The organism is Novosphingobium umbonatum (assembly GCF_004005905.1).
GTDB classification, from domain to species: domain Bacteria; phylum Pseudomonadota; class Alphaproteobacteria; order Sphingomonadales; family Sphingomonadaceae; genus Novosphingobium; species Novosphingobium umbonatum.
In genome coordinates, this window is sequence record NZ_SACO01000011.1 from 66,932 (window position 1) to 87,135 (window position 20,204).

31 protein-coding genes are annotated in these 20,204 nt (G+C 61.0%); 5 read left to right on the top strand and 26 right to left on the bottom strand.

Annotation, left to right across the window (positions count from 1 at the left end):
• Window positions 1–5: 5 nt before the first annotated feature.
• The 5 genes from EOE18_RS13665 to EOE18_RS13685 form a co-directional block, all read right to left on the bottom strand.
• Window positions 6–371, bottom strand: a complete 366-nt coding sequence (locus EOE18_RS13665) for a hypothetical protein (protein WP_127710458.1) — start codon at window positions 369–371, stop codon at window positions 6–8.
• Window positions 372–424: 53 nt separating this feature from the next.
• The gene (locus EOE18_RS13670) at window positions 425–685 is read right to left on the bottom strand and encodes a DUF2312 domain-containing protein (protein WP_127710460.1); all 261 of its coding nucleotides are present in this window, start codon (window positions 683–685) and stop codon (window positions 425–427) included.
• A 180-nt stretch (window positions 686–865) separates the two neighbouring features.
• Window positions 866–1,231, bottom strand: coding sequence for an ogr/Delta-like zinc finger family protein (locus EOE18_RS13675; protein ID WP_127710462.1), 366 nt, complete (start codon window positions 1,229–1,231; stop codon window positions 866–868).
• Window positions 1,228–1,686, bottom strand: coding sequence for a hypothetical protein (locus EOE18_RS13680; protein WP_127710464.1), 459 nt, complete (start codon window positions 1,684–1,686; stop codon window positions 1,228–1,230). Before EOE18_RS13680 ends, EOE18_RS13675 begins: the two co-directional genes overlap by 4 nt.
• Complete coding sequence (locus EOE18_RS13685; RefSeq protein WP_342772668.1) at window positions 1,683–2,072, bottom strand: transcriptional regulator; 390 nt, start codon at window positions 2,070–2,072, stop codon at window positions 1,683–1,685. Before EOE18_RS13685 ends, EOE18_RS13680 begins: the two co-directional genes overlap by 4 nt.
• Here EOE18_RS13685 and EOE18_RS13690 point away from each other — a divergent pair.
• The 5 genes from EOE18_RS13690 (at window position 2,043) to EOE18_RS13710 (ending at window position 4,173) form a co-directional block, all read left to right on the top strand.
• Window positions 2,043–2,744: an XRE family transcriptional regulator gene (locus EOE18_RS13690; protein ID WP_127710468.1), complete on the top strand. Its 702-nt coding sequence runs from the start codon at window positions 2,043–2,045 to the stop codon at window positions 2,742–2,744. The two genes, EOE18_RS13685 and EOE18_RS13690, sit on opposite strands and share 30 nt — an antisense overlap.
• An 11-nt stretch (window positions 2,745–2,755) precedes the next feature.
• Complete coding sequence (locus EOE18_RS13695; RefSeq protein WP_127710470.1) at window positions 2,756–2,980, top strand: hypothetical protein; 225 nt, start codon at window positions 2,756–2,758, stop codon at window positions 2,978–2,980.
• On the top strand, window positions 2,977–3,291 hold the full coding sequence (locus EOE18_RS13700; RefSeq protein WP_220446016.1) for a hypothetical protein: 315 nt from the start codon (window positions 2,977–2,979) through the stop codon (window positions 3,289–3,291). Before EOE18_RS13695 ends, EOE18_RS13700 begins: the two co-directional genes overlap by 4 nt.
• Before the next feature lie 88 nt (window positions 3,292–3,379).
• On the top strand, window positions 3,380–3,649 hold the full coding sequence (locus EOE18_RS13705; RefSeq protein WP_127710472.1) for a hypothetical protein: 270 nt from the start codon (window positions 3,380–3,382) through the stop codon (window positions 3,647–3,649).
• The gene (locus EOE18_RS13710) at window positions 3,646–4,173 is read left to right on the top strand and encodes a hypothetical protein (protein ID WP_127710474.1); all 528 of its coding nucleotides are present in this window, start codon (window positions 3,646–3,648) and stop codon (window positions 4,171–4,173) included. Before EOE18_RS13705 ends, EOE18_RS13710 begins: the two co-directional genes overlap by 4 nt.
• A gap of 101 nt (window positions 4,174–4,274) precedes the next feature.
• Here EOE18_RS13710 and EOE18_RS13715 read toward each other — a convergent pair whose 3' ends face one another.
• The 21 genes from EOE18_RS13715 to EOE18_RS13820 form a co-directional block, all read right to left on the bottom strand.
• Entirely contained in the window at window positions 4,275–4,568 is a 294-nt protein-coding gene (locus tag EOE18_RS13715) for an addiction module antidote protein (protein ID WP_127710476.1), read from the bottom strand.
• Between the two features lie 66 nt (window positions 4,569–4,634).
• Window positions 4,635–4,943 (bottom strand): type II toxin-antitoxin system RelE/ParE family toxin, encoded by a 309-nt coding sequence (locus EOE18_RS13720; protein WP_281278046.1) that lies wholly within the window; start codon window positions 4,941–4,943, stop codon window positions 4,635–4,637.
• Between the two features lie 37 nt (window positions 4,944–4,980).
• A complete protein-coding gene (locus EOE18_RS13725; RefSeq protein WP_127710478.1) occupies window positions 4,981–5,976 on the bottom strand; it encodes a contractile injection system protein, VgrG/Pvc8 family in 996 nt (331 codons plus the stop codon).
• Window positions 5,976–6,374: a phage tail protein gene (locus tag EOE18_RS13730; protein ID WP_246027453.1), complete on the bottom strand. Its 399-nt coding sequence runs from the start codon at window positions 6,372–6,374 to the stop codon at window positions 5,976–5,978. Before EOE18_RS13730 ends, EOE18_RS13725 begins: the two co-directional genes overlap by 1 nt.
• Entirely contained in the window at window positions 6,375–8,387 is a 2,013-nt protein-coding gene (locus EOE18_RS13735) for a FlxA-like family protein (RefSeq protein WP_127710480.1), read from the bottom strand.
• A 148-nt stretch (window positions 8,388–8,535) separates the two neighbouring features.
• Window positions 8,536–8,862, bottom strand: coding sequence for a phage tail assembly protein (locus EOE18_RS13745; RefSeq protein ID WP_127710482.1), 327 nt, complete (start codon window positions 8,860–8,862; stop codon window positions 8,536–8,538).
• 124 nt (window positions 8,863–8,986) lie between these two features.
• Complete coding sequence (locus EOE18_RS13750) at window positions 8,987–9,490, bottom strand: phage major tail tube protein (RefSeq protein ID WP_127710484.1); 504 nt, start codon at window positions 9,488–9,490, stop codon at window positions 8,987–8,989.
• 24 nt (window positions 9,491–9,514) lie between these two features.
• Entirely contained in the window at window positions 9,515–10,672 is a 1,158-nt protein-coding gene (locus tag EOE18_RS13755) for a phage tail sheath subtilisin-like domain-containing protein (RefSeq protein WP_127710486.1), read from the bottom strand.
• Between the two features lie 10 nt (window positions 10,673–10,682).
• A complete protein-coding gene (locus tag EOE18_RS13760) occupies window positions 10,683–11,045 on the bottom strand; it encodes a GPW/gp25 family protein (RefSeq protein ID WP_127710488.1) in 363 nt (120 codons plus the stop codon).
• Window positions 11,046–11,119: 74 nt separating this feature from the next.
• The gene (locus EOE18_RS13765) at window positions 11,120–11,680 is read right to left on the bottom strand and encodes a phage baseplate assembly protein V (RefSeq protein ID WP_164852762.1); all 561 of its coding nucleotides are present in this window, start codon (window positions 11,678–11,680) and stop codon (window positions 11,120–11,122) included.
• Window positions 11,677–12,234 (bottom strand): hypothetical protein, encoded by a 558-nt coding sequence (locus tag EOE18_RS13770; protein ID WP_127710492.1) that lies wholly within the window; start codon window positions 12,232–12,234, stop codon window positions 11,677–11,679. The genes EOE18_RS13765 and EOE18_RS13770 overlap by 4 nt, the downstream gene beginning before the upstream one ends.
• Window positions 12,234–12,818 carry a lysozyme gene (locus tag EOE18_RS13775; RefSeq protein WP_127710494.1) on the bottom strand — a complete coding sequence of 195 codons (585 nt, stop codon included), beginning with the start codon at window positions 12,816–12,818 and terminating at the stop codon, window positions 12,234–12,236. Before EOE18_RS13775 ends, EOE18_RS13770 begins: the two co-directional genes overlap by 1 nt.
• Window positions 12,805–13,044 carry a DUF7940 domain-containing protein gene (locus EOE18_RS13780; RefSeq protein ID WP_127710496.1) on the bottom strand — a complete coding sequence of 80 codons (240 nt, stop codon included), beginning with the start codon at window positions 13,042–13,044 and terminating at the stop codon, window positions 12,805–12,807. Before EOE18_RS13780 ends, EOE18_RS13775 begins: the two co-directional genes overlap by 14 nt.
• Window positions 13,028–13,246, bottom strand: a complete 219-nt coding sequence (locus tag EOE18_RS13785) for a hypothetical protein (protein WP_127710498.1) — start codon at window positions 13,244–13,246, stop codon at window positions 13,028–13,030. The genes EOE18_RS13780 and EOE18_RS13785 overlap by 17 nt, the downstream gene beginning before the upstream one ends.
• The gene (locus tag EOE18_RS13790; RefSeq protein WP_127710500.1) at window positions 13,243–13,674 is read right to left on the bottom strand and encodes a hypothetical protein; all 432 of its coding nucleotides are present in this window, start codon (window positions 13,672–13,674) and stop codon (window positions 13,243–13,245) included. Before EOE18_RS13790 ends, EOE18_RS13785 begins: the two co-directional genes overlap by 4 nt.
• Window positions 13,671–16,388, bottom strand: a complete 2,718-nt coding sequence (locus tag EOE18_RS18635) for a hypothetical protein (protein ID WP_181953057.1) — start codon at window positions 16,386–16,388, stop codon at window positions 13,671–13,673. The genes EOE18_RS13790 and EOE18_RS18635 overlap by 4 nt, the downstream gene beginning before the upstream one ends.
• Before the next feature lie 3 nt (window positions 16,389–16,391).
• Entirely contained in the window at window positions 16,392–17,348 is a 957-nt protein-coding gene (locus EOE18_RS13800) for a gp53-like domain-containing protein (protein WP_127710502.1), read from the bottom strand.
• Entirely contained in the window at window positions 17,345–17,962 is a 618-nt protein-coding gene (locus EOE18_RS13805; protein WP_164852763.1) for a phage tail protein I, read from the bottom strand. The genes EOE18_RS13800 and EOE18_RS13805 overlap by 4 nt, the downstream gene beginning before the upstream one ends.
• Window positions 17,952–18,899 (bottom strand): baseplate assembly protein, encoded by a 948-nt coding sequence (locus EOE18_RS13810; protein ID WP_127710506.1) that lies wholly within the window; start codon window positions 18,897–18,899, stop codon window positions 17,952–17,954. The genes EOE18_RS13805 and EOE18_RS13810 overlap by 11 nt, the downstream gene beginning before the upstream one ends.
• A gap of 73 nt (window positions 18,900–18,972) precedes the next feature.
• The gene (locus EOE18_RS13815) at window positions 18,973–19,380 is read right to left on the bottom strand and encodes a type II toxin-antitoxin system HicB family antitoxin (RefSeq protein WP_246027454.1); all 408 of its coding nucleotides are present in this window, start codon (window positions 19,378–19,380) and stop codon (window positions 18,973–18,975) included.
• 33 nt (window positions 19,381–19,413) lie between these two features.
• A complete protein-coding gene (locus EOE18_RS13820) occupies window positions 19,414–19,596 on the bottom strand; it encodes a type II toxin-antitoxin system HicA family toxin (protein WP_127710508.1) in 183 nt (60 codons plus the stop codon).
• Between the last annotated feature and the right edge of the window lie 608 nt (window positions 19,597–20,204).

The following is a 20,204-nucleotide window of genomic DNA, read 5'->3' on the forward strand; positions in this document are numbered from 1 at the left end:
ACCGATCAGCGGGGGCGCTGGTGTTTGCAGGGGATGTCGCCGCGCGTGCCACAATTGGGGCAGGGCGAGCGGCCATCGGAGAACCGGCGGGTGTCCGATGCTGCCACCGGCCTGCGCACCAGTCCCATGGCGCGCGATGCGCCGATGGGGGCGGTGAAGCGGGCGGGGGCAGATTGATAGCCAGCAGTGTTGCGCAGGGCGGCGGCCAGCTTTTCCGCGCCGGTCATCAGGTCGCGCTTCATACGGATGCTGTTGCCTTCGGAAGCGGCATAGAGCGACTTGTCGATAAAGACAGTCGACACGCCCAGCTCGGCCATGATGGCCTTTTTGCCGATGCCCGTGTTGTGCAGGTCAATTACGGCCTGCTGCATGGCCGAGACGCCAGCGTATTGGCTGGCAACGGGGTGAGGTTGTAGGTGCGCCATCAGTCGATCCCCAGTGCCGATTTGTAGACATCAAGGATTGCTTCCATTTCCTTGCGATCATCGGGCTTCATCTTGCGGATGCGGACAACGGTCCGCATCGCCTTGGGATCGTAGCCAGTGGCCTTTCCCTCGTTGTAGACATCCTTGATGTCGTCACTGATGCCCTTCTTTTCTTCCTCCAGGCGCTCGATGCGCTCGATCAGCAGGCGGAGTCTTTCGTCGGCGGCTGTCTCGACCTTTTTTGTGATTGTTTCAGACATTGGGGTGGATTTCCTGTCGTTGCGGGGCGGAAAAAGGGAGCGGTTAGGCCGTGGGCAGGCATCCGAGGGCGGAACACTGCACGATGCCGGTGATCACGCGGTCCACCGTGAGCATTACGGTGGCCACAGTGAGGAGAAGGATGGGCAGGTGTGCGAGCGATTTGGGCATTGGCTGGTCCTTCACTCTTCGGGGAACATGGAAAGCTGGTTGGTGTCTTCTTCGGGATCGGGCGGGAAAACCTGTGTGATCCGTTCCGGCGGGCAGCGGGGGAGATCGAGATCGGATCGATCAATCAGCCCCGGATTGACCATCCATTTGAGAGAGATGACCCATTCCGCCGTGGCGCCGCATCCGGTGTTGGTGCAGTGTGCGCCCAGCAGCTTGGTGGTTTCCGAAAGGCGTTCCGACCGGCGGATGAATGCGGGGGCGCTGCATATCGGGCAGGTGATCATGGCGGCGCGCGATTGAGACCCACCATTGCGCAGCCGAAATTGCAGCGCGGCTGATAACATTTCCAGCTTGATAGTGGGGATTTGGTGCATCATGTGCGGGCGCTGTCCCTTGCATCCATCGCCGCCACGCTGGCCTGCAGGGCGGTGATGGCTTCTTCGGCTTCGCGCTTGGCGGTGCGGATGGTGGCCGGTGCCCCAGATTGGGTCGCAAGGATCAGCGCGGAGATAGCTTCACCGGCTTCCTTTGCCGCCACGGCGGTGGCGGTGGTCAGGTCCATCGCGGTGGCGTTTATCGCCATTTCCGCGATGTCGAGCCGCATGGTCATCAGCCGGTGGAAAGGACGATAACTGCCGCCCGCTTCCACATAGGCGCGATCCAGCCTTTCAGCGTCGATCATGCGGATTTGCTTTTGGCATTCCGGTTCAGACCAGTATCGGGCCGACCGCAGGGAAACGCCGCAGAGGCCCGCGACCGTATCCCAGCCCAGCAGTTCTGCCACCACAAGCATGGTGTTTTCATAGGTGAGGGGTTCGCGGCGCATTGTCATGCGGCCACTCCATTGTGCAAATCTGCGGCCCGATTGAACGCGCAATCAGCCGCAATATCCGGCATAAGGACCGCAGCCGAACAGGATTGGCACAGCGAAACCGGATAGATATCGGGGCGGAGGTGATGGCGAGAAACACCAGTGGCAGCTTCAACGCGCAGAACATATTCTGCGGGAAGGCGCTTGGAGCTTTGAAGCCAGCGCCATGCTACTGGCTGGGTGACATTACAAAGCCGCGCTAGCGCCGCTTGTGATTTAAGCCTCTCTGTCGCTTGGCAGAGGGCTTCATATGGTGTTGGCGTCTTCATACGTGCCCGTATGATACGCTCGCGTATTTTCGTCAACGGAAAAGTTGAATGATTGATATTACGCGCCCGTATACACATACTCGCATGTGGGAGATAAACGCCAAGCACCTTCTGATGGCTATGGAGCGAGAGGGGATAAACCAATCGCAGCTGGCCGAACGCGTTGGCGTTAAGCAACCGTCGATTGGACGCCTAATTAGTGGCGAGACCAGAACTACTCGTGCGCTAGACAGAATAGCTGCTGCGCTCAAAACTACCCCTCAATACTTGCGCGGTGAAACTGACGATCCAGACTGTGGGTTCGTTCCAGTTATTGTTGAAACCAGAGAGGCGGTTAATCCAGATATGGTCGAGCTTGATGAGCTTGACCTAGCATTTGGCCTTGGCGCTACATTTATTGATGCGCCGGTTAAGTCAAAAAAAGTCATCTTTTCAAGGAATTGGCTGAGAACCTACACCCAGACACCCCCTGAAAACTTGTTCTTTGCGCGTGGCATTGGCGACTCAATGATGCCAACTATTTTTGATAGTGATGAACTATTGATTGATCGAGCTCAGGTCGCGCCGCAGATGGGCGACCATATCTGGGCGATCGCATATGGACAAACTGGAATGATTAAGCGGCTTCGACCGATGCCAAATGGCTCGGTTAAAATCCTTTCAGACAATCCATCCGTACCGCCGGAGATCGCCTATGATGGCGAAATGCATGTCTTAGGTCGAGTGGTGGCCGTCGTGCGCAAGGTGTGAAGTTATCAAATATGAATATTCCAATTGGATTGGTGATTGGCTTTGCAATCGTTGCGATCATCTTTGGTGGGCAGGCGGCAGTTGAGATTGCATCAGTAATATTACTGCTATATTTTATATTTTACATCATACCTCTAAAATCCATTCCAATCCTTAGCGATATTGCGCTAAAAATTTTATCTGGACCGGCCCGCGCAATTAAGTGGTTCATTCGATGGTCAAAAGATGAAATTTGAGCATTTATTTGATTAAAGGGGCTTATCTGGTGCGTCGATTGTTTTTGTTATTAGGTTCTGCCGCGCTCCTTTCCACAGCCATTGCAGAAAGCGCCCAAGCGCGTGGCAGGCGGGGATTTTCCAGCCAGAGCAGCGTTTCATCCCACCACAGGACAAAGCGACATCATGCCCGAGGGGCGCGCGGCGCATATTCGAGCCGTGGCGAAAGCAGCGATGGTTCTTGCCCTTGCAACGGCGGCAATGTGTGTGTCGGCCCGCGCGGCGGGCGGTATTGCATCACCAGTGGCGGCAACAAGCGCTACGGGGTTTGATCAGCTTGGCGCCATTGATTATGTCCAAGCTTTGATCTAGGCGAGCGGCCTCTCCAGTTGATGGTCAGGCTGGGTTAAGGGGGGATGCTTGAAATACGATATTGCCTTGCAATTGAGCTCTATCGTTGCGCTATTCGAGCAACACCCAGTTGGTTTTAGTGTGATTGCGTTCTTCGCATTTATTCTGCTTGCGAGTCAAAAGGATGGGTTGTTTTCCCGGTATGTGGCCTTGTTGCAAGCCAGGGCCGATCATCATGCGGCGCTGGAAACGCGTCGTATCGAGGTTATATCTATGTTAGAGAATCGCAGGCAACCTGAGTTGCCTGGTATGAGAAATGAAGGAGAAGATGTGCCATGATTGTCGCGCTGGTTATCGCCGCGCTGGTGATTGCATACGCTTGCGCTTCTCTCTATATTCGTAAAGCTTCTGCTTATTTGCAGGGTTCGGCTGATGTGTGGGATAGAATGTATCTCGCTGCGAAAAAGGTCATCTCCGACCCTGAAATGCCTGACTCGGTGGCAGCGTTTGCCGCTGCAGCCATTCTGTGCTCGGGTTGCGGATGTTTGACTCGCAGCTTCTTGCTGGATTCTGTGAAACAACTTTTTGGAAAGCGTTCGTCGAAGGCAGAAGAAGCTTCATTGGTGATGACTGATGAACAGCGGGCTAACTTCAGCGATGTTGTTGTGAATGCAATTTATTATGACTCGCTCCATGCTCCGTTGAGTGGATTTCTTTTGCGCCGTTTCTTTACGCCTTGGCTGAAGATGGCGTCTGAAAAGCGTAATAGTGCACGAAGTTCAACTGTGCGTCAGATGGTTACAGCATCTCGTAATGCTATTGAACATAAGGCTGAAGGTAAAAGGTTGCTTGCACACGCCTGAATGTCGGTTTGATTAGTAGCGAAAGCCCCTGCCATGGTTGGTGGGGGCTTTTATTTGTGCCCATGCTGGTCTCCGCGCTTCCGACCAGCATGGGCTATGTTTCAAGCCGCCTTTGGCTTTGCCGCCAATTCAATCCCCAATTGATCCAGCACGCCCAGGATGGTGCGTAGGGTGGGGTTTCCTCCTTCGGACAGGGCGGAATACAGGCTGCCCCGGCTGATGCCGGTTGCGCGGGCAATATCCGATGCGCCGCGCGCGCGGGCAACAGTGCCGATGGCCGCCGCGATGATGGAAGCATCGCCGCTGGAAAATGCATCGTTGAGATAGGTGCTGATATCATCGTCGTCGCGGATGAATTCAGCAGGGTCGAAGTTCGTGGTAGGGACCTTGACCATGTCTGGTTACTCCATCTGGTCTATATATACGCCAAGGATAAACTGCCTTGGCACAGGTGATTTATGCTAATCGTCTAACATCTCTCTCGCGGCGGCAATGTCGCGCTGTTGCGTGGATTTATCGCCGCCAGACAGCAGGAAAATCACCTGTCCACCTTCTATGGTGTAATACAGGCGATAGCCGGGGCCGAAGGCGATGCGCAGTTCTGAAAGCCCGCCGCCCAGCGCCTTGCAATCACCAAAATTGCCAATCGCGATGCGTTCGATGCGAGCGGCAATGATGGTTTGCGCCTTGCGGTCCCGCAAGTTGCGGAGCCAATCGGCAAAGGTTTCAGTTTGGCGGACTTCATACTGCATGTGCATTTTAATAGACACATTATGTATGTGTGTCAATTAAAATATACAAAAGTCGCTAGGCGCTTTCCATCCTGATCCGTTGCTTCATCCCACCAGCCCCCATGCTGGTTTCCACGCTTTCGATCAGCCATTTGATGCTGGTCACTGTGGCGCTCCACCCTTCCAGCGCAACGCGCAGGTTCGGGCGCAGGGTGCAATCGGCCAAGGCCAGATCATAATCAAAGCTGTATGCCCCGCGCTGGCGCCGTTTCGCGCTGGACGCGGCGGCGCGGGTGGCCTCGGCATGGCTGGAATAGATGCGTTTCAGCCGGTGGGGATTATTGCCGCCGGTGGCCACCGTGCGGCGGCGGCCTGTGGTGGGATCGTGGTATTGCGCCTGCGCGCCGTTTTGGGCATCGCGCTTGGCATGTTGGAACCGCCAGCCCCAGCCTTGATTGCGGGTGATAGTGTGGCTGGGCAGCGTTTGCCCGCTGGCATTGGTGGTGGAGCCGATCGGCATAAACACCAGCTTTCCGCCCTTCCATGTCGCCAGCGCATCAAAGCGCCGACCCAGATCCTGCACCAGGGCGACATCGGATTTGTTGGCCTGTTCCAGATGCTCGATAGGCTGGGCGGCCAGATCGGGATGCACGCTGGCCGTGGCGCTGTGCCGCGCGGCGATGGCGGATAGGACGGCGCCCAGAGTGGTATTATGCCAGATACGGTTGCGGCGGCGGCTGTGGCCGTTGGACAGATCGGCGGAGCGGGCGCGGATGGTGACGCGATCGGGCGGGCCGCCTTCCTCCACCTCGTCCACCACAAAGCTGCCCTTTTCCACCAGCCCCACCGCCACATCATCGCCACTTGCCCAGCCCAACGACAGGGTGAGTTTGCGCCCCGTGGCGGGCACGGCCAATTTGCCATCGGCATTGTGCAGCGACAGGGTTAGCTCATCAGCGCCCGCCTCGCGCTTTTCGGTGAGCGTGAGCTCCAGCAGGCGGGGGCTGATCTTGTCGGTCAAGTCGGTGCCATCATCCAGCACCACGCGCCAGTCGGGGATGTTGGCCGCCATTATTTCACCCGCGTCAGATCGAGCGTGAAGTTTTTGGAGCGGGGCAGGCCACCGGCCATGATATCGGCGTGGGTCTCCTCCATCCGGTCGATGCGATACCAGCCCAGCACGCGGCCCGTGCCATCCATCAAAGCCCAATTGTCGCCCGTATCGGCCATGTCGCGCAGGGTGGTGATGGCGCCATAGCTGCCCGTTACCTCCGGCACGATGCGGCCGGAAATCGAAATGCTATCCTCGCCCGGTCCGGCAAACTGGCTGGCGGCGCGGGCCATGAACCGTTCGGATTGTTCATGCCGCCACGATATGCGGCGGGTGAGCGCGTCATAGGCGATGGTGTCCATGCCAAACACAAACAGGCCCAGCGTCATCAGATGGGCGGAGGATAGCGCATCGGTCATTTATCGGCCTGCATCATAGGTGGAGCGCCCAGCCACGCCGCGCTTTTCTTCCAGCTTGCGGATGGCATGATCGGCAATCACATCGGGGGCTTGGCCGGGGGCGCCATGCACATGGAGGGTGATGGGGGCGGCAGGGATGGCGTGCCATTGGGGGGCATGCGCGGCAGCGGGGCGTGGGGTTGTGAATGCGGCAGCCGGCATCACATTGGCGGGCCGCGTGCTGCGCCATTGCGACCAATCCACCGGGTTTGCGGCAGGACGGGGTGTTGATGGCGCCGTGGTGCCATTGAGCCATGAAAGCAGCGATGAGGCAGCATTAAGGCTGGCGGTAAACGCAGACAGAGCGCCGCCGGTTTCGGCAAACGAGATTTTGATGTTTTCAATACTGGCATCCAGCTTGGCATTGGCACCCAACATGCCTTCGACTACCATCTGATGCGTTTCGCCGATGCCCAGGGTCTTATCATAGGAGCCACGTGCTTCCATGATCACCGACAGCTGCTTTTCGATCAGATTGAACAGCTTGCCGCCGGTTCCGCCGAACAGCATGACGTTTTCACGGTTGATGTCCGTTACGCCCTTGGCCTTATACATTGCCCGCATCTTGAGGTAGAAATCGACCGGGCTTTCATTCAAATCCTTGGCCAGATCGGCCCGAAACGGATTCTGCCCGTTCTTGAACTCCTTGATACCATCGACGCGGTTGAAGATGATCTTGTCTTTGTCCCACGCGCCAAGCCGGATCATTTCACGCATAGCGGGCTGACTTTTGACCATCCCGTTTGCGCGTTTCCATGCAGTATAGAGGCCTACACCTGCGCTTTGATGCATTTCCGCGATCAGAGGTTCAAAATCGGCAAACAGCGCCCGTTTGGACAGGCCATTGGCGGAAGAACCTGCGGCGCCGAGAAAGGTCTGATAGTTTGTAGCATCGACGTTGCCACCCGAAGATATAATTGCGCGAAACAGGCCATCGGTAAGCTCTGCGGCCTTCTTGGGGTTGGTCAGGCCACCCTGCATTTCAACCACACGCAGCAAATCGCGCTCAAGCTCGGGCGTCATTTCCTGACCCAACGCCTTCATGCTGACATTCAGCCGCGCGATGAGCGGCGCCATGAGCTTTGCCCCGGCCAGTTGCTCTTCCATCGTGTGCTTGCCGGATTCACGAAATGCGCCCTGTGCCTCCACTATCAGGCGCATATTATCGGTCGCGCTGCTGCCTGCGATGTTCATGTTTTTCGCATAGGCTTGCAAATTGGCGACCGCATCGGGCGAAAGGCCAAGGGCGCGCAGGCGATAGGTGAGCGCTTCGAATTGTGCGCCAGCATTCGCCGCTTCGCGCGCATAGTCGAAGGTGCTGGTCGCAATTCCGGCACCGCGTTGCCCCATGCTACGGATGTCCAAGCCCGTTAGCTTGCGCAGGTCGCGGTGATCGGACGATTCATGGCCCACAGGCGAGGCTTTGCCATTCGCCTTATCCCGCTTCACCTCCTCGGCCATCAGCCCTTTTACGCGGGTCTTTTGGCCATCCAGCAAATAGCTTTGGCGTTTGATGCTGGCGTTGGTCCGCTCGATCTTGGCGGCAAGGTCTTTTTCATGCGCGCCCAGGCGGGTGATGTCGACACCGGCAGAGCGCAGGTTCGCCATCATTTCCTTGGTAGAGGTAGCCGCGGCCTTTTCCGCCGCCTGCATTTTGAACAGGTTCTTTTCCGCCGACTGGATCGAGCGGACCAGCGCCTTTGACGGGGCCTCACCGGCCACGATTTGCGATTTCAACATGGCCAGCTTGGCCGCTGCCTCTTTGGTCGCGGTCTGGTGCTTTTTCAGTTCCGCCGAGGCCGAGCGTAGGGATTTGATGTCGGCCAGCGACTTGTTCAGCTTGGTGACTTCATCGCGGGCGGATTTGATTTGTTTGGCCGCGTTTTTGTTGGCCTCCATAATGGCGCGGGTGGTGGCCGACAGTTTGTCATGCCCCACAAAATCGACCTTGAGAGAGAGTTGGTTGCTACTCATGGTCAATCTTCCTTCGCGCCAAAGGTGCTGTTCCAGCGCTTCACGGCCAATTCGCGGTAAAGCATCAATTTGCCGATCGGCATCGCTTCCAGTTCAGACGGTTGCCAGCCATTGAAAAAGCCCAGATCGGCGATCAGGCCCTCGACGGTCAGGCTATCGTCGTCGGCAGACCGCGCGCCGTTCTTTCGGCCCGCGTCATAAAAAAACCTCGGATGGCCCCGCAGATTTCGGTGATGTCACCGGCGGGTAGCGCATAGACTTCGGCCTCGGTGATCGCGGGATTGGAACAGCGGGTGACAACATTCACCACGGCATCCGTTTCAAGGCTGATGATCGAGGGCAGCGACAGGCCGAGCAGGTCCACAGCATTGGGGAGCCGCAGGTCGAATTTGTCGATGACGGTTTCGCCGCGCTTGATGGGCTTCATCAGATGGATGGTTTCCCATTCGGGAATGGTTTCGTTCGCCTTGGTCATATGCGGGGCCTTTTGACAAACGCGGGGCGGGAAACGGGCCGGAGGCGGGGGAATGTGCAATCCGCCACCGGCCCGTGCCCGACAGGCTGCGCCCCGCAACAGGACAGCCTGCCGGATGGGAAGTTTAGCCGGTCAGCGCGCTGGAGGCGGGCGGGATGATATCCACACCGGCCACTTGCGTGATGCCGTTGACAGGATCGTGCAGCACATCAATCGTGCCATCGACCACGCGGCGGTAGTAATGGACATCCACCTTGTGCTTATGCTCGGTGTCATCGCCCGGCTTGGCCGAGCCAAAGTCGATTTCGTGGATCTTGCCGCGCAGATAGATTTCGACCACCTCTACCGAGGTGTCGCCATCGGCGGCATATTCCAGCACCAGTCGCAGGCGGGTGCCGCCGCTAGCCGAGAATTTGCGCACCAGGGCGCGTACATGGCCACCCATGGTGATGGTGCAATCCATGGCCTCCATGCCGCGCCCGACCTTGATGGTGCCGGTCATACCGCCGCCGCGCCAATCGCCCGTGGCCTGCACCAGTTTGGGTTCGTCAAAGGCCTTGATCACGCCAAGATAGCTGCCGCCATCGGCCCAGACGTTGATGCGTTTCAGTTGTTTCGGCCCTGCCATGGATGGTTCCTATCGAAAGAGGGATCAGGCGTTCACTGCATCGGCAAAGCCGGTGTAGTAATAATCGGTGAGGTTGAGTTTGACCGTAGGGTTTTGCAGCGGGGCCACCGGCGTCCATTCCAGACGGAAAGTGGGGCGGCCCTGCGCCAATTGGTTTGCTGGGTTGGCATCCTTGTCAAAGAACACCTCGGCCCCCATGATCCAGCCATCGGTGGCCAGATCGGCAAACTGGTCGTTGATGTCCTCCATCAAATCCTTGACCAGCCCGAGCGACATCGGGCTATCCATGTAAGGCTGAACGGTCGACTGGATGATATCCTGCAGCGCGTGGAGCGTGCGGACCGTGCTTTCAAACTTGTAGTTCGCATCATCGGCGCAGGTGGTGTTGCCCCAGAAGCGGAAGCCCGCGCTGGTGCGGATGATGGTGACGATATCGTGATCGTTCAAAACGCCTGCATCGGTGCTGCTGTCCAGCAGATCGAAATGCACGTCCTTGGTGATGCCGATCACGCCGGTCAGCGCTACATTGCTGATGGTTTTATGCCAGCCTGTCGTCTCGTCTATATAGGCGCGCAGGGCCAAGGCGCGGGCCACGGCATCGCCCGCAATGGTGGCGGAAGTGTTGGGCCAGATCAGCGTCAATTCGCGGTGGCCGAAATTGGCGCGATAGGTGTTCACCTCGGCAATGGTCTCGCCAAGGGCGCGGGCATAGACGCGACCGCGCAGCCGCTTGGCCACCGAGACCAGTTCTTCCACCACCTCCTGCGTGTCCAGCCCAGGAGCGCCCAGAATGCGCGGGCGCACGCCCACCACCGCTTCTGCGGCTAGCAGCGCCTGCAAGCCGGTATAGGCCCCGTTGGCATAGCCGCCGATCACATTGGCCTGCGTCTCGGCATCGGTAGCACCGGCAGCCACGCGCACCACGACGACAAGAGGCGTGGTGATATCGCCAATCGCCTCCAGCGCGGAGGCCAGCGTGCCGCCGGTGCCAGCCTTGCCCACTGCCTCGTCAATATTGGTGACCAGCACCGGCGTGTTGAGCGGAAAGGCCTCATTGAGCGCGGTGGTGGCCGCGCCTGCTGCAGCACTGGCCGTGGCGACAAGGCCGATCACGGCCAGAGAATTGGTGACAATGCTGCGCGTGGTGGTTGCGCTTTCGGTCAGGGTTAGGCCGTGAGTCATGGAGCGTCCTTCAGCTGGCCGACGATGCGGCGCGGATGGGGATGGAGAGGGTTTGCAGGCTGGTGCTGGCAGCGGCGCCCACCTTGCCGGTGATGGTGATGACCAGATTGCCAGCGGCGAAAGCGCCGGAAATGCCCACCTTGGTAATAGTGACCCGCGTTTCCCATTTGGCGATGGCATCGACCACGGCGGCGCGCATCAGCATGGCAGTGGCAGCGTTAAGCGGGCGGTCGATCAGGCTGAACAGGGCCGAGCCATAATCGCGCCGCATCAGGCGGGTGCCCAGCGGCGTGGACAGGATATCGCCCAGCGACTGCGCCAGATGCGCAGTGCCCGACAGGGATTTTCCGGTGGAGGCGTCCATTCCAATCATGGTGCGAGAAAGCCACCGCGCGCGCGCGAAAGCGAGGCGGTGGCAGGGTAAGGCGCGGTGTTACCTTGGGCGACTTAGGCCACCGGCGGATCGGTGCGCAGGGCGCCGCGCTGGACGCCGGTGTGGACATGGCTCGACAGGCTGATGCCTGCGCCTGTTATATCCTCGCTGGCCGTGATGGGGCCATCGACTTGCAGCGGCCCATCGATAGTCACGCCGCCACTTGCCGCTATCTGCACTGTGCCGCCTTCGGGCAGGATAGCGGTCAGCAGATGGCCGACCGGATCATAGCCGATCTTGGCCCCGTCCTTATAGGTCACCAGTTCGGCCACGGTGGTGCCTGCGGGCGGGAAATTGTTGTTGGACAGGCCGCCCAGCACCACTCCATTGCCGATCTGGCCATCGGGGCAAAGCAGCACGACTTCCTCGCCCACGGTCGGCGGCGACCAGTGGCGCGTATCGCCTGATCGCAGATTGAGCCAGCGGACAGGCGGGCTGGTAATCGCGCCATCATCGGCATCAGGATCACCGAACTGCACCGTGCAGCGCGGCGGCGAGAGCGTGACCGAGGCGATGATGCCAAGGCGTATAAGCGTCGACACGTCGACGGGGATGTCTTCATCATCCTGCATCATGGGGCGACCGGCTTGGTGACTTGGCCCGCCCATTGGTGAGCGGCCAGAGCGTATGAATAATCAGCGTCACAGGCCCGCCAATCAGCGCGGGTGATCCACACCTGGTCTAGCGCCGCCAAGACGGCGCTGGTGGTGGGGATTTCAGGAAGGCTGGCCGTTCGATCTGTGGTGGGCTGGGAGGCAGGGCTTGGGGATGGGCGCAGGCGGTGAGCAGCAGCATAGGCAGCAAAGCGGGCATCAGCATCCGCAGAGAGCGCGAGAAATTGCGCTTGGGCATCGGCAGCATCCTTTCGGTATTTGGCCTCGGCAGCGCGGCGAGTGGCTTCGGCCTGCGCGCGGGTGGTGGCAAAGGCGGTGGCGGTGGTGCTTTCGCGCGCGATCGCCGATTCCGCGCGCCGGTATTGCCAAGCCGCCATGGCCAGCGCGGCCACGGCCAGCAGCGCGAGCAGGCGCGCAGGCGAGCCAAAGGCCCAGCGCAGGCCAAGCCCCGCGAGATAGCGAAGGCTGCGCCAGATGGTGATCGCGCGGAAGGCGAGGATGGCGAGCAGTTCCATCAGGCATCCTTCACGCAAATGGCCCATTCGCGGCGGCGGCGGGCATCCAGCCCGCGCACCACACGCCCACCGGCCTTGTTGAACGAAAGCAGCGTGTCGCAGGCGGCGCGGATCTGGCCGGCTGCGATCTTGCGCGGGATGGACGAGCGGCAATAGCCCGAGACGCCCACGTTGTAGGCCAGCGAGATCATGGCGTAGCGTAGATGGTCACGCCCCGGCACAGTGGGGGCAAGGGAAGGCGTGCAGGCCAGAACGCCCTTGGCATGGACGGCCAGCGCGGCCTCCAGCATCGCGGCGCATTGGGCCTCGGTGTAAATCTGCCCCATCTTCACGCCATCGGTGATGCCATCGCAGGCGGTGGCGACTTTGACGATATCGAGATAGGCGCGCAGATGCTGCGGCCCGCTGATATGACGGATGGTGACGCTTTGAGGCTGGACCTGCACTTCCACCTTGCGCCCGCTTTCTTCTTTGGGCGTTTCGGTGAACAGCAGGCCGGTGGTGGCAGGCCCGACAAGGCCCAACAGCACCGCGCCCAGCGCGATCAGGCCAGAGCGGCCAGCATTCGGTTCAGCTTTTGCCATTGGCAGGTTCCTTTTGCTTGAGCAGGCGGGCAGCGATGGGCGCCACAGCGACCAGCAGGCCCGCGATGGCACCGGCCAGCGGGCGCCAGCGTTCGGGCACCACGGCCACCGCGCCGGTCAGGATCTGCGGTTGATCCACCACTAGCCCCGCCGCTGCGCCCGCCAGCACAGCAAGGCGCACACTCCACCAGCGCCATGCGGCGCGGGCATCATCGACCAGTTGCATTGTCGGCCTCCTGTGGCTTGCGCCCGCGCAGCCGTGCCAGCAGGCGCTGCACAGTGGGCTTTTCGTAAAGGGTGATCAGCACCGAGAGCAGGACCAGCAGCTGGATGATCTGGGGCAGATGCGAGGCCACCGAAGCGGCCAGCGCCGTGGCCAGCGCCACCAGTTCGCCCGCGCGCGGTTCAATGTGGTGGATCTGGCTCATGCCCCGCCTCCGGCCACCGGCCAGCCCACGCTTAGATCGAGCGCCTCCAGCTGGGCGGCGGTGCTGGCCGCATTGATCTGCGCGCGCAGGCTGATCGAATGGCCGGTGAGCGCCTCGACATAGGCTCCATCGGTGGGCGCGAGGTTGAAGCGGGTGGCGGTTTCCCGATGTAGCTGGTTGAGGCGGGTTTGGCGCAGGACATCGAGCGCGGGCGCGAGTGGCACAAGCGCCGCCCCGTCCGCGCTGATCACAAATTCGCCCAGGACATCCGAGCCGACCCAGACTTCGCCTTCCAGCAGCTGGACGGCAATGGTCAGCGGGGAATAGTCCAGCACGGTGCGCGGCGCCTGTCCGGGCAGGCCGACATAGGCGTAAGCATAGGTCGGCAGGGTTTCTTCGGGCACGGCCTCGGGCGCGACTTCCGTCACTTGTACCTCCTGTCACTCATCAATTTGGATTTGCCCGCCGCATAGGTGATGGTGAAATCGCCTTGTACGCACAGTTCAACGAGCAGGGTTTGACCGGCATTGGCCGCATATTTGGCCAGCAGCGGGACACCGTCCTGTTTCGATCCACCGCCCAGCGTGTCGTCGATGATTTCGCCATTCACGCGAATGGAGCATTCGAACCACATACCGTCGCGCGGGAAGGACTGTTTCACCTTGCCCCAGACATAGAGTGTGCCCGGATATTCGAAGTAGACGCTGTGGCTGGTGAGTACGACGCGGGCGTCATAGGGCTCGACCCAGTTGCCTTCGCCATCCACATAGCCTTCGTAAGACCAGCCCGCACTGGTCCTCGTCGAGGCGTTGTAGCTTTGCGTGAGCAGGCTGATCGAGTTGTCCGCGATCTTGATGGTGCCGACTTCGAGGTTCTTGATCTTCGCGCTGCCGATCGCGGCATCGGCAATATAGGCCTCGGTGATGACACTGAGCGCGGATACCTCGCCCAGAATGCGCTGCCACCCGTCCGTGCCGGTGGCCGTGGCGACATACCATTCCTTGGAGGTCGGGCGGTACCAGGTCTGATATTGCACGACCGCGCTGGGTACGGGGGCATCCTGCACGAAGGGGATAGCCGATTGACCGGCAGGGCCTTGCGGGCCGCCGGGGCCTTGTGGCCCTTGGGGGCCGGTAGCGCCTTGCGGACCTGTCGGCCCCTGCGGGCCGGTCGCGCCGGATGGGCCAGCAGGGCCGCTCGGTCCGGTGGCACCCGTTGCGCCGGTGGCACCATTGGTCCCGTCTTGCACCAGCTTTTGCGGGGCCGACCATTCGCCAGCGGTGATCGTGTCGCTGGCGCCGCTGGAAATGGCAGTGGCTTGAATGACCCAGAGTGGATTGCCATCCGTGGCGGGAACCGTGGTGGTCCAGCCATTGGAGATCCCGTCCACCGCGCCCGTGGCAAAGGTATAGGTGACGGTCGCACCCGGCAGCGAAGGCGAGGAGGCCGCGCGGCGGTAGAGGAAGACCGTGGCCTGGCTAAGACCAGCGGTCCCATTGGAGCCGCTGGCCACCAGCTGCACAGGCGTGGCCCATTCATTCGGGGCAATCGTGTCCGTTGCGCCTGAGGACACCGCGCTCGCCGAGCTGACCCAGCAGGGCTGGCCATTGTCGGCAGGCACGGTGAGGCTCCAGCCATTGTCCAGCCCCGACAGATCATTGGTGGCGAAGGTGAAAGTGGTGGTGGCCGTGGGCAGCGCGGGCTGGGATGCCGCGCGCTTGAAGATCATCGGGCGCGCAACGCTCTGGCCGTTCGCACCGGCAGGGCCGCTCGGGCCAGTCGCGCCGGTCGCTCCGGTTGCACCCGTTGCGCCGGTTGCCCCTGTGGCCCCATCCTGCACCAGCTTTTGCGGCGCAGACCATTCACCAGCGGTGATCGTGTCGCTGGCACCGCTGGAAATGGCCGTGGCTTGAATGACCCAGAGCGGATTGCCGTCCGTGGCGGGGACCGTGGTGGTCCAGCCATTGGAGATCCCGTCCACCGAGCCCGTGGCAAAGGTATAGGTTACGCTTGCCCCTGGCAGCGAAGGCGAGGAGGCCGCGCGGCGGTAGAGGAATACGGTGGCTTGGCTCAAGCCAGCGGCGCCATTGGTACCATTCGCGCCGCTGGCCACCAGTTGCACCGGCGTGGCCCATTCATTGGGCGCGATGGTGTCCGTCGCGCCCGACGATACCGCGCTGGCCGAACTGACCCAGCAGGGCTGGCCATTGTCGGCAGGCACGGTAAGGCTCCATCCATTGTCCAGCCCCGACAGATCATTGGTGGCGAAGGTGAAGGTGGTGGTGGCCGTGGGCAGCGCGGGCTGGGAAGCCGCGCGCTTGTAAATCAGCGGGCGGGCCACGCTCTGGCCGTTTGCACCGGCAGGACCGCTCGGGCCAGTCGCGCCGGTCGCTCCGGTTGCACCCGTTGCGCCGGTTGCCCCTGTGGCCCCATCCTGCACCAGCTTCTGCGGCGCAGACCATTCGGCAGCGGTGATCGTGTCGCTGGCACCGTTGGAAATGGCCGTGGCCTGTATCACCCAGAGTGGATTGCCATCCGTGGCGGGGACCGTGGTGGTCCAGCCATTGGAGAGGCCATCTACCGCGCCCGTGGCAAAGGTATAGGTGACGGTGGCACCTGGCAGCGAAGGCGAGGAGGCGGCGCGGCGGTAGAGGAAGACCGTGGCCTGGCTAAGGCCAGCGGCCCCATTGGCCCCATTCGCGCCGCTGGCCACCAGTTGCACCGGCGTGGCCCATTCATTCGGGGCAATCGTGTCCGTTGCGCCCGAGGATACCGCACTGGCCAAGCTGGCCCAGCAGGGCTGGCCATTGTCGGCAGGGATGGTCAGGCTCCAGCCATTATCCAGCTCCGACAGATCGTTGGTGGCGAAGGTGAAGGTGGTGGTGGCCGTGGGCAGCGCGGGCTGGGAAGCCGCGCGCTTGAAGATCATCGGGCGCGCCACGCTCAGGCCATTGGCACCATTGGTGCCGTTCGTTCCGTTCGCACCCGCCGGACCAGCGGGACCGGCGGGGCCAGCAGGGGCTAAACCGGATGCAGCTAGTGCGTTCAGATTGGTCCGCTTCGATTTCCCGCCATGCACAATGGGGATAATCGTTTCGCCGGTCAGGTCGCTAACGTGGGTGAAGCTTGTGATCTTGGGCATGGCTTAACCCTCCAGCCCGATAGCGCGCCAGAAGACGCCGACATCGCCGTCATCGGAGAAGACGCTGAATTGCGTGTTGCTGACCACATTGCCGCCCACCTTGTTGCCGTTGGTGGCGGCATTGTTCGGGCTGCGCGCGGTGACTTGCAGATTGACCGACGCGGTGTCGGAAAATGGTCGGGGGAACGTGCTGGCGCCGGGGCTGTTGGTTTCGCCCGCCGTCATCGAGCCCCATTGCTCGATCATGCCGTTGGAATGGCGAAGCCAGTGGCCATTCTCATTGCTGCCCGCATTGCCAGCCAGCGCAGCGGGCCAGAAATAGCCGCTAGACAGCCCGTCCAGCGTATCGCCATCCAGACCGCTACCCGCACCATCGGCCAGTTTGATCAGTTCGAGCAGTTCTGCCGGATCGAGCGCTTGCAACCATGTGAGCAGCGCGCCCTTGGCGGCAGACGGGGTGAGAACACGCGAGGTGTCCGTGCCCGCCTTGGCTTCGGTCAGCGTGGCCAATTCGGCCACGCCCTGGCGCGTGGTGGTGGCAGGGGGATTGAGGAAATTGGCGCTGGCAAAGGCGATGTTGGCGGTTTGCCCCTGCGCCAATTGCACATCGATCGGCACATAGGTGACGCTGCTGCTGGCCTTGCCCGCGATGGGATCAGCCTGCCCATAGGCGGCAAACAGGGTGCCATCGGCAAAGAAGATGCCGAAGCCGCGATATTCGTAAACATCGGCGCTATCGTCGATGCCGACAACATGCAGCACATCATCGCCCGAAACCTCGCCATGGACCGCGATGCGTTTGAATTCGCCGGGGATCGAGGTCATGGCCGAAGTGGCGGTGAAAGGCGTATTGGTCAAGGCAAGCTGGGCAATGACAGCGGGGCCAAGTACCGGAGCATTGTCATCCACGATGGCAGCGAGGCCCGCCTTGGTCAGCGTGACAGAAATCGGCTCCATCATTCAATCTCCAACAGGGTGCCGTCTTCGGCGAGCAGCGGTTCGCCGGTCTCGGTCAAAAACAGTTCATCAAGGGGCTGCACGGCCACCGCGCGCAGACGGTCCATGCGATAGGGATGGGCGGCGACCACGAAGGGCAGGGCGACGACCGCCGCCAGCGATTGGCGCAATTGGAAGTGCGAGCGCGCAGGCTTGACGCGGGTGATGTCCTCGTGGAGCTCGCGCGCGAAACGGGCGGTGGAGCGGGCGCCGCCCGAATTATCGAGCGGCAAGGTGACCGTGAATGTGTGGGGCACGCCGCCATATTCCCACCAGCGTTTGAGCGAGAGGCGGCTGTCATAAACGGCCATCACGCGCCGCACCGCGCCCACGGTGCCCTTGCGCCGCGCTTCTGGGATGGCGGTGGCTACGGCATCGCGCTTTTGCGCCTCTGTCCAATTAAGCCGCCACACATCGACCGACAGGCCCCAACCCAGCCAGGGTAGGGCGACCAGCGGGCAATCGGTGGCCGACCACAAGGCCTCGAGCGGGCGCGGCACATCGGAGATGCGCGCCAGCACCAGCCCCACCGCATTTTCCAGCGGGGTGACATTGGGGGGGAGCAGACTATTCGCCACGGCCCGCCACCGTGATGGTGATGCCGGTGCAATGGCCCGCCTGTGTGCTGTCCATGACTAGATCTGCCGCAGGGCTGGACAGGGCGACATTGGAGACGCCCGCAACGCACAGCGCGGCGATGATGCTGGTGCGGTTGATGTCGCGGCCCAGCGCGCGGGCATTGGCCACATAGGCGGCAACCGAGGCCTGGGCGGCGGCCAGAACCGTATCGCCATCCGGCCCGTCAAACAGGGTGAGGCTGGCCGTGATGGCATAGGGGACGATCTGCGCCGATTGGACCACCACCAGATCGGTCAGCGGCACCACATCATCATCCAGCGCGGCATTGGCGGTGGCGATCTGCTCCGCCGAGGCGGTGCCATCGCCGCTGGCCGACAGCAGGCTGACCGTTACGGTGCCGGGCCAAGTGGCGGCATCGAGCGCGGCGCGCATGGTGGCGCGGATGGCCGAGGATACGCCCTGCGCGGCCAGCGTGGTTTCCACCAGCGCCTTGATATCGGTGGGTGTGGGCGAGATGGCCGAGACATCGGCCACGGTGCTGTCGGCGGTTTTGACGTGATAGCGATAGGCGCTTTCCGGCCCCGCCACGCTCATGGCATCGGGGGCCAGCAGGGCACGGGCCAGCAACGAGGCATCCGATTCATCGGCCTGCCGCTCGACACCGAGCAGCGCGACCAGATTGGTGAGATTGGTGCCGGTGGCATAGGCCAGCATGGTTTGCTTGGCCCGTTCGTTAAAATCCTGCCGGATCAGCAATTCGCGGTAAGCGGCCACCTCCAGCAGCTTGACCACCGGATCGCTTTCCACGCTGGCATCCCACGTGGGCAGCAGCGAAACCATCGTGGCCAGCAGCGCGGCGCGAATGGTTTCATAGTCCAGCGTCTCCACAATGGTGGGAGCGGGGAGTTGCGAGAGGTCGATTGCGGTGCCAGCCATGTGCCCACCGTGGCGCAGCTTCGCGCGCGCGTGGAGCGGTGGGCAGGGTAAGGCGCGGTGTTACCTAGGGGGATTAAATGCTCCTGCCATGGGCGCCCTGAATTTCATTGCGCGCGGCCATGGCCAGAAAGGCGGAGCGCGTCAGCTTGTGCAAACTGGCGGCAGCGTCGATGGCTTCCAGAATGCCGCTATCAAGCGAGAGGTTTACACGCACAGAACGGCCTGCGTTCGTGACGCGCGGAACGACCAACAGGAAAGCGCCAGCGGCAAGTTCATCTGCCACCAATTCACGGATTTCAGCCATGCTACGCGGCGTTACATCTGGCCGATCTTCAAACCAAAGCTCCAGCGCTTCGCAGGCATTGGGCAAGATTTCATCAAGCGTATCGGCAGCGGAGAAGCATCCCGGCAGATCGGGAAAAGATACGCCCCAAGCGCTATCTTCGTCTTTGTGCACAATGGCGATATAGTTTTTCATCATCGGCCTTTCAAATTACCGGCGCTGGCGGGTGGCTTAGAGCCACCCAGCTTGCTTTGCGATGTTGCGGGCGGTGCCAAGAGGCAGATCCTTTTTAGGATGGGGCACCATCACTACCCTGCCGTCTTTGCGGAATTTGTGGTGCGATCCTGTGATCTTCACCAGTTCAAATCCCTCCGACATGAGGCGCTTGACGATTTTCTTGCTGTCCCGTTCCATGCGCAAATATATACACACATCATTGATGGAGTGCAAGCGCCTTGTGTAATTATTTGCGCAAATATATGCCTGCCTGCATAGGTATACGGTAAATCGCGATGTTACCTTGCCGAGGCGGGCGGGTTGAAGGTTATTTCCTTCGCCCGGTCTTGCGCGGCTAAATTTTTCATGGCACCCAGAGAACAGGGTGATAGCCGCCCTATCCCTTCATTTGCTATCGTCAGAAATCGAAGGATAACTGGTTCGGCCAGCGCCGGGTGTGAGCAGTGACATGCTCCACCCGGTTGAACCGCCAGCGCTTATACGCACGAACGTGAACGCGCGGCATAAAGCACCTCTTTCATATACGGGGGTAAGCCCGCTCTCCGGAGAGCCCGATTGCTTCCGCCCCAATCAGAAGCCGGTCGGACGCATGGAGATGAAAGAGGATAGGACGACTATCGAGGTCGTTTATTGTGCTAGGCTGGAAACCTGTCAAGCAAGTTAGCTCGGAGGGACTTTTCGTCAGGAAAAGTAATGCTTGACATGCCGGTAGGCATCAAATCCGGTTCATAGGCCCATGCTCATACTTGGCGTTTCCAAGACTCGGCTGTAAAAGCCGCGCGCAT